Source organism: Shewanella sp. Isolate13 (assembly GCF_022398325.1).
GTDB lineage: Bacteria > Pseudomonadota > Gammaproteobacteria > Enterobacterales > Shewanellaceae > Shewanella.
Genome location: NZ_JAKEVD010000026.1, coordinates 41,368 through 56,310, shown reverse-complemented (window position 1 = coordinate 56,310; position 14,943 = coordinate 41,368). Strand labels below are relative to the sequence as shown.

At 46.0% G+C, this 14,943-nt stretch carries 12 protein-coding genes; 1 reads left to right on the top strand and 11 read right to left on the bottom strand.

All coding sequences use genetic code 11. The features are described 5' to 3' along the window. Positions 1–65: 65 nt before the first annotated feature. The 10 genes from L1D44_RS15720 to L1D44_RS15675 form a co-directional block, all read right to left on the bottom strand. The gene (locus L1D44_RS15720) at positions 66–554 is read right to left on the bottom strand and encodes a CvpA family protein (protein ID WP_202721415.1); all 489 of its coding nucleotides are present in this window, start codon (positions 552–554) and stop codon (positions 66–68) included. Positions 555–669: 115 nt separating this feature from the next. Continuing rightward, on the bottom strand, positions 670–1,323 hold the full coding sequence (gene dedD / locus L1D44_RS15715) for a cell division protein DedD (protein ID WP_239892126.1): 654 nt from the start codon (positions 1,321–1,323) through the stop codon (positions 670–672). After that, positions 1,316–2,596 carry a bifunctional tetrahydrofolate synthase/dihydrofolate synthase gene (gene folC, locus L1D44_RS15710; protein ID WP_239892124.1) on the bottom strand — a complete coding sequence of 427 codons (1,281 nt, stop codon included), beginning with the start codon at positions 2,594–2,596 and terminating at the stop codon, positions 1,316–1,318. Before folC ends, dedD begins: the two co-directional genes overlap by 8 nt. Before the next feature lie 167 nt (positions 2,597–2,763). Then, positions 2,764–3,549 (bottom strand): tRNA pseudouridine(38-40) synthase TruA, encoded by a 786-nt coding sequence (gene truA / locus L1D44_RS15705; protein WP_239892122.1) that lies wholly within the window; start codon positions 3,547–3,549, stop codon positions 2,764–2,766. A gap of 165 nt (positions 3,550–3,714) precedes the next feature. Continuing rightward, the gene (locus tag L1D44_RS15700; protein WP_239892120.1) at positions 3,715–6,726 is read right to left on the bottom strand and encodes a FimV/HubP family polar landmark protein; all 3,012 of its coding nucleotides are present in this window, start codon (positions 6,724–6,726) and stop codon (positions 3,715–3,717) included. Between the two features lie 180 nt (positions 6,727–6,906). Then, entirely contained in the window at positions 6,907–7,923 is a 1,017-nt protein-coding gene (locus tag L1D44_RS15695) for an aspartate-semialdehyde dehydrogenase (RefSeq protein ID WP_239892118.1), read from the bottom strand. Between the two features lie 2 nt (positions 7,924–7,925). Continuing rightward, on the bottom strand, positions 7,926–9,056 hold the full coding sequence (locus tag L1D44_RS15690) for a 4-phosphoerythronate dehydrogenase (protein ID WP_239892144.1): 1,131 nt from the start codon (positions 9,054–9,056) through the stop codon (positions 7,926–7,928). 337 nt (positions 9,057–9,393) lie between these two features. Continuing rightward, the gene (locus L1D44_RS15685) at positions 9,394–10,710 is read right to left on the bottom strand and encodes a hemolysin family protein (protein ID WP_275660504.1); all 1,317 of its coding nucleotides are present in this window, start codon (positions 10,708–10,710) and stop codon (positions 9,394–9,396) included. Positions 10,711–11,060: 350 nt separating this feature from the next. Beyond that, positions 11,061–11,981 carry an ornithine cyclodeaminase family protein gene (locus L1D44_RS15680; protein WP_239892114.1) on the bottom strand — a complete coding sequence of 307 codons (921 nt, stop codon included), beginning with the start codon at positions 11,979–11,981 and terminating at the stop codon, positions 11,061–11,063. Between the two features lies 1 nt (position 11,982). Further along, positions 11,983–13,152, bottom strand: coding sequence for a DSD1 family PLP-dependent enzyme (locus L1D44_RS15675; RefSeq protein ID WP_239892112.1), 1,170 nt, complete (start codon positions 13,150–13,152; stop codon positions 11,983–11,985). A 145-nt stretch (positions 13,153–13,297) separates the two neighbouring features. Here L1D44_RS15675 and L1D44_RS15670 point away from each other — a divergent pair, with 145 nt between their 5' ends. After that, complete coding sequence (locus L1D44_RS15670) at positions 13,298–14,206, top strand: LysR substrate-binding domain-containing protein (protein ID WP_239892110.1); 909 nt, start codon at positions 13,298–13,300, stop codon at positions 14,204–14,206. Positions 14,207–14,453: 247 nt separating this feature from the next. On the opposite strand, the gene L1D44_RS15665 is transcribed toward L1D44_RS15670, so the two are convergent. Beyond that, positions 14,454–14,813 carry a nuclear transport factor 2 family protein gene (locus tag L1D44_RS15665; RefSeq protein ID WP_239892108.1) on the bottom strand — a complete coding sequence of 120 codons (360 nt, stop codon included), beginning with the start codon at positions 14,811–14,813 and terminating at the stop codon, positions 14,454–14,456. Positions 14,814–14,943: the final 130 nt, after the last annotated feature.

Genomic DNA, 14,943 nt, shown 5'->3' with positions numbered 1-14,943 from the left:
TAATATTTTCGCCTTAAGTGAGACTTAATATCCCTACCTAAAACCAAGTAATGCTTTAGTGCATTTTATATTTTGGGTACAAAGCTTGAGGTGTTTTCCAAGTAGTCAAAGAACCACTGGATCACAACTCCAAATTCGGGCACGAGTGTAGAGTCCTGCCACCAATCTGTGTTGGGTGCTCCGGTAAAAGCATCCATAAAAAACAGTAACGCGCTAACGATCAATGCGCCCCTAAGGGCACCGAAACACAAGCCAAGCACTCTATCGGTACCTGACAATCCGGTTTTAGAAACCAATTGACCTATTAAGTAATTAACCAGGGCGCCAAGAATAAGGGTCGATACGAACAAGATGGCAATCGCCACACCGTTGCGAACCATTTCATCTTGCATCTGAGTAAGGTGCGTAGCGAGTTTAAGATAAAACTGGCTAGCAATAAAAAAAGCAGCAAACCAAACCACGAGAGACATGGCTTCTTTTACAAAACCACGAACCAAACTGATCAAAGTTGATAGTCCGATAACGATAATTATGGCGTAATCAATCCAAACCATTTAAGAAATTATCCAGCATAGGGTTTAAGACGGCGCGATTCTAACAGAGACAGAGTTATTTCTCACGCTTTCGCGGCGAAATAACTTTTTCTCGGACAAAGACAATCACAATTTATTATTTTTCAACGGGATTATAAGCAACCACTCGTCCTTTAAGCTCGGTCAACTTCTCGATATCGGCTTGCATACGGCTTAGCTTATCCTTAGAAACATTTGGGCCGACAAACACCTTAGTCAACTGACCATCAACTGGCTTGGTCGGCAAGGTGTATGCGGTAAAACCTTTATCACGAAGACGTTTAACTAGCCCTCTGACGTTGGCCGCATTATTAAAGCTGCCCAACTGAATTGTCCAAGCAGCCTTAAGCTTAGCGGTAGGCTTTACGGTTTCAGTCGCAGGCTTATTGACTGGCGTGCTGGCCACCTTAGCTTCCGACTTTTGGCTCTGGCCGCTCTCTTGGGCTATGTGCCAAGAGTCGTCACTGTCTCGTTCGTCATCAGCAGATTTAGATTTGGAGCCTCCAGCGGATAAAGAGCCATCAGCGGGCACAGTGCCCTCTGCGGACGCATTACCATCGGTGCCAAGATCGAGCGTTTCAATATCCTGCGCAGGCAGCTCACTTGTTTGGATTTCAGGTCTAAGAGGAATCTCAGCAAACTGCTCTTCTTCGCGCTGCTTTTTACCATCCAATATATCGGGTAAAAAGATCACCCCTAATGCCACAATGACGATGACACCAACCAGACGGTTTTGGAATTGACTAGACAAAATTCTCTCCCTTAAACAAATCTTTAAAGCCTGCAACAGTGTAAAATGAGCCAAATACAATTACCACATCTTCTGGGTGTAACTGCGATTTCATCGCCTCCCAGGCGGCGCTCATCTCGGCATATGTCGAGGCCGTAACACCTGACGGCATCAAGGCTGCGAGTTCTGCCGCCGTAGCGCCCCGTGGTACAGACAGATCGCATAAGAACCACAAGTCCACATCGGCAGATAAAGTCTGCAGCACCGAGCGAGCATCTTTATCTTTTAGCATGCCGCAAAGCGCAACTAAGCGACGTTTTGGCATCGATGCTAAACGAGACTGCAGGTAGCGCGCCGCATGAGGGTTATGGGCCACATCCACAATCACACGAGGTGAGTCGTTAAGACACTCTAAACGCCCCGCGAGCTGTGTGGTTCCAACCGCTTTGGCAATAATGTCTGCAGAGATCTCTGGACAAAGGTGCTCTAACACCGCAATCACAGTGGCCGCATTAGGCTGAGGCAAATAGGGAAGCGGCAAGTTATCTAACTCAAAGCGCTGGCCATGATAGTGCCAATCTTTATCGCCACAGCGATAACTAAACTCACTATCGACTCGGTATAGTGATGCGCCGACTCGATTAGCCACATCCAGTAGCGAGTTAGGGCAATCCGGCTCCCCTACAATAGCAGGTCTATTGGCTCTGAAGATCCCGGCCTTTTCCGCGCCGACCAGCTCACGGGTATCGCCTAGGTAGTCTTGATGGTCTAAATCGATAGAGGTCACCACCGCAATATTGGCATCGATTAAGTTGGTCGCATCTAAGCGGCCGCCAAGACCGACTTCAAGCAACACCACATCCAGCTTTGCCTGTTTAAACAGGTATAAGCCTGCAAGGGTTGCGTATTCAAAGAAGGTTAATGAGATCTCGGCGCGCGCAGTTTCGATTGCCTCAAAAGCGGCAACCAGTGACTCATCACTCGCATCGACGCCATTGATCCGCACGCGTTCGTTATATTTAAGCAAGTGCGGCGAGCTATACACGCCGACCGTTCTCCCTGATAACTGCAACGCGGCCTCGAGCATGGCACAGGTTGTTCCTTTACCATTGGTGCCGCCTACAGTCACGATCTTAGTCTGGCCAAGGTCGTTTAAGCCCATGCGCTCCGCGACTTGTGAGACTCGTCCAAGCCCCATATCAATTTCAGTTGGGTGAATCGCCAACAAGAAACCTAACCAAGTATCCAATGTTGCCCCCTTTTCGGGTGCAACTAAGCTTGCTTTGTTATTCACAAAAATTTATCCATTAAAAGCGTGAAAGATCTATGCCCTAATTAAGCGATTATCTGTATTAAGCTATCATCCGTAACAAACATTAAGCGCGGCTTATGCTTATATTGAGTGGTCGACATGGCTAATTTCAGCTTAAATTCGCCATGTCGCTAGGTGCCTTGTGAAAATTAGTCCAGCATGAATAGTGGGCCAAGCGAAAGCTTAGGCAGCTGATAACTTTCTGGGTACGTCACATCCACAAGGTACAAGCCATTGGGTTTAGCCGTTGCCGCGGCCTTAGTTCTGTCTTTAAGTGCCAATAGCTGCTCAATCCACTCGACTGGCTGATTGCCTAAACCGACTTCTAATAATGAACCGACAATATTTCGTACCATATGGTGCAAGAAGGCATTAGCCTTAATATCGACACAGATATACATGCCTTGACGAGTCACGTTGACTTCATGCACACAGCGAAATGGCGTATTAGACTGACACTGAATGGCTCTAAAACTGGTAAAGTCCTGTTCTCCAAGCAAATACTGCGCAGCTTGATGCATCTTCGCTTCGTCAATATCCCCTGGGTAGTGACTCACACCACTACGCAAAATACCTGGACGTAGCTGATGGTTGTAGATCATGTAACGGTAATGTCTCGCCGTAGCGGTAAAACGGGCATGAAACTCATCATCAACGATTTTAACCCAACGCACCGCAATATTGTCCGGTAGGTTAACATTGACGCCTAGGCTCCATGCCGACTCTTTTCGAATCGCATTTGTTTCAAAATGAACCACTTGGCCTGTCGCGTGAACGCCGGCATCGGTGCGACCTGCACACTGAACAGCAATAGGCTCATTCGCTACGATTGAAAGCGCTTTTTCTAGTCGCTCCTGTACTGTGTCAACTTCCGCCTGACGTTGCCATCCGAAATATTGACTACCATCGTACTCTATACCTAGCGCAACTCGCATTCCACACCTCAATCACTCGGTTAAACAGTTACCCGATGCGCCTGTTACTGTTTGGCTAATACATCGAATAAACGAAATCTTTTAATAGCCGGCGATTCTAGCATACTCAAGGTAAACGATAAGTATAAAAAAGGCGCCTATGGCGCCGTTTTTATACTGTTATATTTAAACTAACTCTTTGAGTAAGCCTGCGGCCTCGGCCTGCTGACGGTCATTACCATCAAGCTCAACCTCTTTTAACAGCGCCCGGGCACTGTCACTATCATCGATCTCAATATAGGCGCGGGCCAAATCCAACTTAGCGTTGACCGAGTTTTCCTCATCATCGACATCTACCATAGGGGTATCCCCCTTTAAAGAGTCTAAGTCACCCATATCGACATCTAGCTCCTTATAAAGATCAGTTTCACCGTTATCTTCATCGGCTTCGCTCAAGAGTCTGTCGATATCGATAAACCCATTATCTTTCTGGAAGGTGGTTAAGTCGTGCATCGCTACCGCACTCTTACCTTCGCTATTTGCACTCGCCTCTTCTGCATCGAGCGCTGCTAGGGCTTCATCTACTGTCAGCTTACTATGATCATCGAGGGTAAAAGTCTCATCATCGGTCAGAGCAAGATCGATATCCTGTGAACTGCCCTCAGATGCTAAGCCTTTAAGTAACTCGTCATCGGAAAGATCTGCGGACGCATCATTTGCAACACTGAAATCCAGTGTAGTTTCAGTATCATCGTCCTTCTGGTTTACGATGCTTTCCCAGTCAATAGCGTTTTCTTCAACCTTCTTATTCCCCTTGAGGTCATCAAAGAAACCACTCTCTTTCTCACTCTTTGGTAGTTGAGTTTCTTCGACTTTTACCTCAGGCTCTTTTGAATCAAACTCTTCCTCTGGCAGCGTAAAGTCGAGTAGCTCTTCTGAGGCGTTGACCTTGCTCTCTTGACTAGGTTTAAGACTCGCGCTATCAAAATCACTTAAGTCGAAATCTAGGCTATTACTCTCTTGAGTCTTTGTCTGAGCAGGCTCCGTTATCTCAACACTCGGCTCCTCACGTGACTCAAGTTTCGCCTCTGTTTCTAACTCTAACTTCGAAGTGAGCTCTGCTTCAGCCTCAGCGACAGACTCACTCTCAACTGCTACTGGAGTCTGAGGCTCGGCACTTGGCGCTTCAAGGTCGGCAAGTAACGCATCGAGTTCGCTATCGAGCTCACTCTCAGGCTTATCTGCATCGGTATCCTTATCTAACTCAAGCTCGGCCGCGATTTCAAAGCCTGCCTCTAACTCGGCGGCCATCTCATCTGAAAGTGCATCGATATCTTTGTGGTCATTAGCGTCATCTTGAGGTTTATCTTCTCCCTCAAGCTCTGCCAATAATGCATCCAGATCATCTTCACTAGCCGCTGAAGGTTCAGCATCACCTGCAGTGCTAGCCAGCTGCTCCTGTGCAGACATGTCCTCTGCAGTGGGCTTATTAAACCCAGCTAGCAAGGCATCGATGTCATCATCTTGACTGCTAGTTTCAACCTCTGTTGCCTGCTCTTGTGCAGACACGTCCTCTGTTGCGGGCTCGTCAAACCCAGCTAGCAAGGCATCGATGTCATCATCTTGACTGCTAGCTTCAACCTCTGTTGCCTGCTCTTGTGCAGACACGTCCTCTGTTGCGGGCTCGTCAAACCCAGCTAGCAAGGCATCGATGTCATCATCTTGAGTGCTAGTTTCAACCTTTATAGCCTGCTCTTGTGCAGCTTCATCCTGAGCTTCGTGCTCCTCAAAGCCTGCTAGCAGCGCATCTAAATCGTCTTCTTGGGCACTGATTTCTGTAGCTGTTGTATCGGTCGGTTCATCAAAGCCAGTCTGTAAAGAGCCGAGAGCGTCTTCAGCGGGTTTATCTTCAGGCTCATCAAACCCTGCCAGCAACGAATCTAGATCGTCTTCTTCTGCCGTTTTCGCCCCAGCATTAAACTCATCCCCTTGTTCCTGCTCACCCATGGCCTCGGCCCACAAGTCATCTAACGACTGGCCTTCATCTAGCGCCTCTTCGACCACGACATCTTGCTCTTCAGCCTGACGAACCACACTCGCGGTCGCGATATCTTGTAATGATTTGTCCTCATCATGGGTATCATCGGTATCGAGATGGACAGCTAAATCATCGGCATCATCGGCTTTAGCTACATCTGGCTCAATCGCTTTATCTGCAGCGAGTGCATCTTTATCCGCTGTCAGTTGCTGTTCATCTTGCGACTCCGCAGCACTGTTTTCGTTTCGACGACGGATAAACAGCCAGAATAAAGCCACGACAAGTAATGCTGGAATTACGGCGCCTGCCACCAACAGCAGTGGGTTATCCATTATGGTTCGCCACAGATCTGACGTTGGCTTCTGCTTTGGCGCACTCAATGCCGCAAGTTGCTGCTGTTTAAGTTGCAGCTCTTGATCTAGCGCTTCATTCTCAGATTTAGAGTCTTGCAACGCCTGTTTTAGCAGGGCGTTCTCTTCTTTAAGCTGGGTAATTTCCTGCTGAAATGCCTCTGTATCCGATGAGCCCACGACAATTTCATCACTTGCTCGGGCAAGCTCGTCTTTTAACTCTAGATTTTGTGCCTGACTCTCTTCGAGTTGCTTGGTTAGTGCATCAACCTCCGCTGATAACTCTGCAATCAGTGGATTAGGTTTCGCGGCCACTGGTGGTTTAGCGATGATGGTCGCATTAGCGCTTTCAACTTTTTCGGCCACCGCTTTTGTCGTCACACTCGGCTTATTTGGCTTAGCGACAACAGCTGAAGACCAGTTACGGTCGTTACGCTCGGCACGGGCTTTAGCATCGGCCTGAGAGGTCTGCAGCATCACAGCTTTCGTCGGCACCAATAAAATCATGCCGCGCTCTAAGCTATTATAATTCTTACTTGAAAATGCATGGGGGTTGGCGTCATACAGAGCAGCCATGACTTGATACACAGTAACGCTATTATCTGGCTTTACGGCTTGAGCGATACTCCAGAATGTATCTGACGACGTTGTCGGGCCATATTGACGAACGCTCAGCTCATTGAGTTTTACTTGACCATCGGGACCCGTAATTTTTAATGGCTCAGCAACAACAGAATTAATCGAAGGGGCGGCAATAGCCACTAACCCTGTGGCAAATAAACCGACAAGATGCGAAGTGCGAAAGTTCATCAATCCTTCCCTTTAAAGCACGCTGGAGTCACCACCCTGGTGACGAGCTTTAGGCATTGTATTTATTGAGATTACTATAAACTAGATTCTACTGCCCTGCTACTGTTCACAACTTTAAAACATAAAAAGCCCGCGTAATGCGGGCTTTTTAATCAGATTAGCTAACTGCTAGATTAGAAGTTAGTAATAATCTCTAATCAAAACCTCTGCAATCTGGACACTGTTTAATGCAGCACCTTTACGGATATTATCTGAAACAACCCAAAGGTTTATGCCATTTTCGTGAGAGATATCTTTTCTTACGCGGCCAACATAGACAGGATCTGTCCCCGCCCCTTCGGTGACAGCCGTTGGGTAATCTTCATCACCTTCAAATAGCTCAACACCGACAGCACCACGTAACACCGATTTAATATCTTCGGCGTCGACAGGTTGCAGTGTCTCTAGGTGAATCGCCTCTGAGTGACCGTAGAAGACAGGCACACGTACCGCCGTTGGGTTAACCACTATGCTATCATCACCGAAGATCTTCTGCGTTTCCCACACCATCTTCATCTCTTCTTTGGTGTAGCCATTGTCCATAAACTTATCGATCTGTGGCAGTACGTTAAACGCAATCTGCTTCGGATAAGTCTTAGGCTCGACAGGCAAACCTTGTAGTAGCTTAGCGCACTGACCTGCTAACTCTTCAATCGCCTGCTTACCAGACCCCGAAACTGACTGATAAGTTGCCACGTTAATCCGCGAAATACCGTATGCATCATAGATAGGTTTTAGCGCAACCAACATCTGAATCGTCGAACAGTTAGGGTTAGCAATGATATTGCGGTTTCTAAAGTCTGCAATCGCTTCTGGGTTCACTTCAGGCACCACTAGTGGTACATCAATGTCATATCTAAAGTGCGAGGTGTTATCAATAACTACACAGCCGTTTTCAGCGGCAATAGGCGCCCATTTAGCAGAAACATCACCACCAGCAGAGAAAAACCCTATTTGAGCCTGTGACCAGTCAAAGGTGTCTACATCTAAAATTTCGACCTGTTTACCGTGGAAGCTTACCGTATTACCGGCGCTGCGACTGCTGGCTAATGGATATAAATTAGCAACCGGAAAGTTACGCTCTTCGAGGATCTCAATCATTGTTTGACCCACTGCGCCCGATGCACCTAATACGACAACATTAAATTCCTGCGACATAATTACAGCTCGACTCCTGAAAACCCTAAATTGGATAACCAATTTACATCAGTTTGCCCCGTATTGCCTACCTTTAATGCACTAAATTCGCGGCGATGTGTGTGATTTTTTCTCATATGATCAAACCCCTGGTTATTTAGAAACTTTTTTCTAAATAATTCGTCATCATCGCGTAAATCATAGACAAATCTAGCCAGCTGTAATAACGCTCTTTCATCGCTAATATCCTGCACCAAAACCCGCTCGCTCCACAGTGCTGGCAATAACGAATCCATCTGTTTATTCGCCTCTATCTTTAACACTTCAGCTAATTTTTGATACAGCATATAGGTGCCGCGAGCCTTACCTTCTAACGAGTAGCCCGCGATATGTGGCGTACAAAACTCAATGTAGGGCACAAGCTCTGGCATAGGATTGGGCTCTCCCTCCCACACATCGAGGACCACTTTGACATCATCTCGCAACTGCTTAAAGTTTATCAGGGCACGATTATCGATCACCTCGCCCCGGCAGCAGTTAAGCAGCCAAGTGTTTTCACCGAGGCTATTAAGCCTTGCTTCATCAAACAGGTACCAAGTTTTATGCTCACCGCTTTTAGTTATCGGCACATGCAAGCTAATCACATCGCACTGTTCAATCAAGGTGTCTAACGACACAAAGTCGCGCGGATCGCCACTTTGCTCTAACAGCGGGTCATTTAATAGCACCTCAATGCCATAAGCCTCAAGGCACTTAGCCACCGCAGTGCCGGTATTACCGGCACCGACAACTCCCACCTTTTTGCCCTTGAGAGGACTATTAAAGCGCTGCGCAAGCTCAAGCATAGCGATAAAGGCAAACTCACCCACAGCGGTGGCGTTACACCCCGGCGCATTAGAAAAAGGAATACCACGATTTGCAAGGTAATCTAAATCGATATGATCTGTGCCTATGGTGGCACTACCGACAAATTTAAGTTGGTTATTCTCGGCCAACAAGGCTTGATTTACCTTAGTCACGGAACGGACGAGCAGTACATCGGCATCTTTCACTTGCTCAGGAGCTAACTCCCTACCGTTTACGGTTTCAATCGTACCCAAATCACCAAATAACTGCTGAACATAGGGCATATTTTCATCGGCAAGGATCTTCATCATGGGTTCCAAAAAGTGTGCAGAATGCGTGTGAGCTGCATTCTAACAAGATGGGCTATTCATTAGAAACAAAGGATTGGAAATAAACGCAGACTAAGACATTACAAAAAGGAGGAGTATCAACTATCAATTTTCTCTTTCATCGAGCCTTCGGGAGTGATTCGGCACACAGAAAAGGCTAAATTCAATCTTTATCAAAAAGTTAAATTAACAACCAGTTGTAAATGACTATTCAGCTCAAGTCTAAGCGAACTTCTTACTTAGTCATTTTCGTAACAGATAAGCGTAAAATCCCCCAGTACGGTATGAAGCTCAACTCGCCATTATTGCAGGCTTATTAGCCCTTATTATGGGTGGCTCGCACCTTACTGGCTTTATTGTGATCGATTGAAAGCACTTCAAAATTCCAATCTTGGTATTTTATATTGTCCCCCACCGTAGGAACATTTGAAGTTAACCACATAAACATGCCTGTTAGTGTTTGATAGTCTGCTTCTTTTTCCTCTGGTAAGGAGCTTAAATTTAAGTTTTCTTTCAACACAGTAACTGGGATAGCGCCATCAAATATCCATTCAGCCGCCGAGATTTGCTTAGCCCATGAGTCATTCGGGTTTGCCGATTTAAATTCACCAGCAAGCGCTTCGAGTAAGTCTTTCTGGGTCACAATACCTTGAGCATCACCGTATTCGTCCACAACCAATGCGATCTCTTCACCTGTTGTTTTTAATAACTCCAGCAATTGACTGCCAAATGTATTCTCTAAAATGGTCAAACAGGGTAACAAATTACGCATTAGATACTTGATTTTGTGTTCTTGGTGCGCAGCTTTTAATAAAAAGCGAGCAGTGGTAAAACCAAGAATATTATCCATGCCACCACGGGTCACCGGAAAAATAGAATAATCTGAACGCAATAGCCTTGGTAAGTTTTCATCCCACGACTGTTCGGTATCAAAATAAACAAGTTCACTTCTGGGCGTCATTAGTGATACCACCTTTCGGTCATCTAGCTGAAAGATGTTACGCACCATAGAGTGTTCTTGCTTTTCTATTACTCCTTGCTCAGAGCCTTCGTGCAGCAATGCATGAATATCATCTTCTGTGATTGAAGAACCATCATTACTTGAACGACCGAGTAAGCGCAACAAGGCGTCTGTCGAGACAGAGAGTAAGAAAACAAAAGGCCGAGAAATAGAGGCTAAAAAGCTAATGAGCGGGGCAACCAGAGTTGAGATACGCTCTGCATGAAATTGCGCAATACGCTTAGGTACTAACTCTCCTATCACTATCGATACATACGTTATGATAACGACCGTGGAGGCGGTTGAGATGGTGAGTGCTAGCGTAGCAGGGACACCTAAAGAGGCTAATACTTCAGATATTGGGCCAGCCAATGCCGCTTGCCCCAAAATACCATTCAATATACCAATAACGGTTATGCCAATTTGGACAGTTGATAGAAACTGTGTTGGCTCTTCAGCCAGTTTGATGGCTTTTGCTGCGGCATGACTTCCGTCAGCGGCCAGTTTTTGTAATCGACTCTTTTTTGCCGTCATCAATGCAATTTCTGACATAGCAAACACACCATTAATCAGAATTAAAACAAATAAAATGGCAATATCCAATGTGAACCTCAAATGATAAATAGCACACATGCGCTATGGTTTTATACTCTTATATTGGCTCATTGTCGATTAGAACGATAAGCCAATATAAGGGGTAAATGAGTGATAATCAGATGGAGTTGAAACGTGATAATGAGTGCTAGCGTCAGTTGTGATATTGATTTTACTGGTTATATGCTGATGCCGAATCATTCGAAACTTCATCAGCGATACACGCCGATTAACAAGCCTCCTATTTTGAGCAAGTCATAAAGCACTCGATTTAGAACAAAGGAAAGATGAAACTCAACTCACAAATAAGGGGCTCGTTTACTAATTAACTGCCTTTAACTATGGCACTATGGCTATCGATGATGAGTCGCTTTATTGTTCGCGATTGTTCACCTTTGACTCAGCTCTAGCAGTTTAGCGGCCACAAACAGATCCTGAATGGCAATACCTGAGCTGTCAAAAATAGTAATATCGTCATTGCCTACTCGCCCTACCGATGCGCCTGTAATGACCTTACCAATCTCCGTCACTTGGCCATTTGGTGAGTGTTGAAACTCACCAATAACCAGTGACTGCGCGCCATAGTCACAAAATAAACTTGCGCCGTGATACAGCTCGGCTGGTAACTCCTGCTTACCGACTTTATCTGCGCCCATGGCGGAGATATGAGTACCAGATTTAACCCAGCCTGCCTCAAATAGCGGCGCTGTGGCTGTGGTTGCGGTCACGATAATGTCTGCATGTTCACAAGCATATTGCGCGCTAGCTATTTCGCACTCGGCTTGTAAGCCTCTATCGATTAGGCGTTTAATAAACTGCTCACAGCGAAGCTTATCTCGACCAACAACCATCACCTTAGTGATGTCACGCACTTCTGCGATAGCTAATACTTCATACTCGGCTTGATGTCCGCTGCCAAAGACAGTCAACACGCTGGCATCTTTTCGTGCTAGGTAATCGACCGCAACGGCGTCAGCTGCGGCGGTGCGGTATGCGTTGACTTGTGTTGCCGCAACCACGGCAACCAGCTCTCCGGTTTCAGGACTTAACAGAAATACATTGGTGCCATGACATGGCATATTCTTAGCGTGATTTCCTGGCCAATAGCTTCCCGTCTTCCAGCCAACCAGTGTCGCCGTGGAGGCGGATTTTAGTGAAAACATCGAGTCTGCTTGAGGCCCTGCAGCATTCACCACTGGAAACAGCGTGGCTTCGTCAGTCGTGGCTGCGATAAATGCATCTTTTACTGCCGAATAGGCAAGTTGATGGGTTATAAGGTTTGCAGTTTGCGCTTCATTTAAATATTGCATGTTACCAGCCTTGAATTCGGTTCCAGATCTCATAGGTTTCATCCACGGTATCAAACACATGGTAGTGCTGATGCATGGACGCTGTGGCGCAACCATGATTAGGTAGAATATGTAATCGACTGCCTACAGGGAAATCGTCAAAATTGATCCCATCATCATTGCCCACCGATGCAATAATGCCGTGCTCCTGATTAACCGTGATGACCTGTAGGCCATCGAGCAAAGTACCATTGCAGTCAGTAACCAAACCATAACCACAATCTTTGGGTTGACCCGATGTTCCGCGATCTAAAGACAGTGCCATCCAACCCGCATCAATAAAGATCCAACCCTTTTCTCTGTTATGCCCTATGACTGTCGTCACCACGCTAGCCGCGATATCTTTTATCCGGCAAACACCGATTCCGGTCATAACTAAATCGAAGAAACCATAAACCCCGGCTCTAACTTCGGTGATCCCCGTAAGATCTTGATAACTATGAGCTGTCGGCGTCGAGCCAATACTCACGATGTCACAAGGAATCGCAGCCGCGCGTAGGTTATTAGCCGCTTTAAGGGTCATGTTAACTTCATTGTTGGCAGCTTCTACTAGAGACTCAGGATCGAAGCAAAGATAAGACTCACCGGCATGGGCTAGTACCCCATGCAAGCTCGCGGCGCCTTGATGCAGTATGTTGGCAATTTCGATAAGCAGAGGAGCATCAGGATGAATACCGCCTCTATGCCCATCACAGTCCACTTCTATCATTGCAGGAATTACACAGCTATGCAGCTTACAATATTGACTCACAAACTGCGCTTGTTCTACGGTGTCGAGCAATACTCTGACTTGAGCACCTTTCGCGATAAGCTGCTCGATTCTCGGCAATTTCCCCTCGGAAATACCGACCGCATAAACGATATTGGTGTAGCCCTCACCAGCCAGCGCCTCGGCTTCCTTCACCGTCGATACTGTAATTGCCGATGTTTTTTGTGGTAATAAATGCTCAACCGCTTCGAGTGCTCTTACGGTTTTAAAGTGAGGCCTTAACTCTGCACCTAAAGCTTCTGTCTTACTGCGTAAGCGCGCGAGGTTTTTAAGCATGAGCTGTTTATCGACCGACAAGAAAGGCGTATCGAGACTCTGATATTGACGCAATAATAGCGGGTTTGTTTTTTCACTGTATAACATGCTCATTTTCCTGAACTATCAAATAAATCATTCGGGGTTTGATGCACGTGAGCGACATCAAACCTACGAGTAGAACAATAGTATCCAAGAAGCTAGTTTTGTTTTACATTAATACTTATTAAGGTATAGATTAGGTTTAAACCAAATGATTACCACAGAAGATCTCAGGTTTATTACAACAATTGCCAGCCATAGAACCTTAGCCGATGCAGCGCGGGCCTTAAATATCACCCCTCCATCGGTGACCCTTAGATTGCAGCATATCGAAAAGAAACTATCGGTAAAGCTAATTCAGCGCCCTTCTAGGATTGTGAGCCTCACCGAAGAGGGACAGCTATTACTGGATAAAGGCCTGCCCATTTTGCGAGGCCTTGATGAACTGCAAGAGCAGCTCGATGAACTCAAAGAGCATGTGTGCGGCAAACTAAGAGTATTGGCGCCCTTAGGTTTTGGTAACGACTATATCGCGCCATTACTGGGTGAATACAAAATCATACACCCTCAGCTTGATATCGAGCTTGAGCTATCCGATAACCCTAACTGGTCTAGTCATCATAAATGGGACATCATTATCTATATTGGCGCACTCAATGACTCCTCTTTGAAAATGATCACTTTGGCAACCAATCAAAGATTTATCTGCGCCTCCCCCAAGTACCTTAAGCAAATGGGCACACCTAAAGCGCCGCAAGATCTGCTCAAGCATAGATGTATCGCATTAAGGGAGAATAACGAAGACGTCACCTTGTGGCCTTTTACTAAGCTGTCTGACAACAAGCTTGAGATGATCAGGATCACCCCAACGCTTGCCAGTAACGAAGGCCGCGTTATTAAAGATTGGGCAACATCAGGCCTTGGGATCATTATGCGTTCTGAGTGGGATGTACAGCCGCAGATAAACAGCGGTGAACTGGTTCGCCTACTGCCTGAATATGCGTTACCTAACGCCAACATTGTCGCGCTATTAAGTAGCCCAGAGAAAGAGCGCTCTGCGCGTATTTCTGGCTTTATTCAGCTATTGAAACACCGACTCAACCCGCTGCCTTGGAAGTAGGCAAGCAATACATATAAACCAAAACACGAGCAGCTTTAGTCAGTAATACTAACTATATAAGCGAGAATAAAAACAAGAGTTTGAGGGGTTAGCTGAAGATCAATTTAACCGTTTTTAGCCTATTAAGATGTTAGGCATATTAAGTCTTTAGAGCCGTGACTGAAGCTAAACTGCTAACGCAGAACAAGCGCACTTTATTGATAATAACCCTATCTTAATCTAAATTTAGCGCACATTTTGGACTGTTTTAGAAAGCACTCTTCCACTGCTCTGTGTCTACGAACCATCTCTCTTCGTAGATTTTATTGCCTTCAAACTTAAACAACACACATAACTGAGATCCGGCGACCTTATTGGATTTCCATTCGAGTATTGAAACCACTTCATTTTCGCCCTCAATTTGACGAAGTTGTGTAATCTCAAAACCTGGAGGAAGAATTTCCCCAAGAGACTCCAGCGCATTACGAAATGCCTGTCGTCCATTAAGCACATCTGTTTGCCCCGGCATGATGAATGACATGCTCTCAACATAGTCAGCCACCAAGGCATCAAAATCCCCGGCACCGACAGCTTCCCAACCACGCTGTACTATATCTACTAACGGCATTAGCCCTCTCCTATTTTGTTAACTATGGACTAACTATAGAAGGTATTGAGGCTAATTGGAGTCACGACAAAACAAGATATAAAAAAAGGAAGCCGATTAAGGCTTCCTTTTTTAATTTAGTTTGTGGCTA

Excerpts from the sequence above, each read along its gene's own strand:
- L1D44_RS15675 (WP_239892112.1), bottom strand. The coding sequence starts at position 13,152 with ATGTTATACAGTGAAAAAACAAACCCGCTATTATTGCGTCAATATCAG.
- L1D44_RS15700 (WP_239892120.1), bottom strand. The coding sequence starts at position 6,726 with ATGAACTTTCGCACTTCGCATCTTGTCGGTTTATTTGCCACAGGGTTA.
- truA (WP_239892122.1), bottom strand. The coding sequence starts at position 3,549 with ATGCGAGTTGCGCTAGGTATAGAGTACGATGGTAGTCAATATTTCGGA.
- L1D44_RS15695 (WP_239892118.1), bottom strand. The coding sequence starts at position 7,923 with ATGTCGCAGGAATTTAATGTTGTCGTATTAGGTGCATCGGGCGCAGTG.
- L1D44_RS15665 (WP_239892108.1), bottom strand. The coding sequence starts at position 14,813 with ATGCCGTTAGTAGATATAGTACAGCGTGGTTGGGAAGCTGTCGGTGCC.
- L1D44_RS15720 (WP_202721415.1), bottom strand. The coding sequence starts at position 554 with ATGGTTTGGATTGATTACGCCATAATTATCGTTATCGGACTATCAACT.
- L1D44_RS15680 (WP_239892114.1), bottom strand. The coding sequence starts at position 11,981 with ATGCAATATTTAAATGAAGCGCAAACTGCAAACCTTATAACCCATCAA.
- L1D44_RS15670 (WP_239892110.1), top strand. The coding sequence starts at position 13,298 with ATGATTACCACAGAAGATCTCAGGTTTATTACAACAATTGCCAGCCAT.
- L1D44_RS15690 (WP_239892144.1), bottom strand. The coding sequence starts at position 9,056 with ATGAAGATCCTTGCCGATGAAAATATGCCCTATGTTCAGCAGTTATTT.
- L1D44_RS15685 (WP_275660504.1), bottom strand. The coding sequence starts at position 10,710 with ATGTGTGCTATTTATCATTTGAGGTTCACATTGGATATTGCCATTTTA.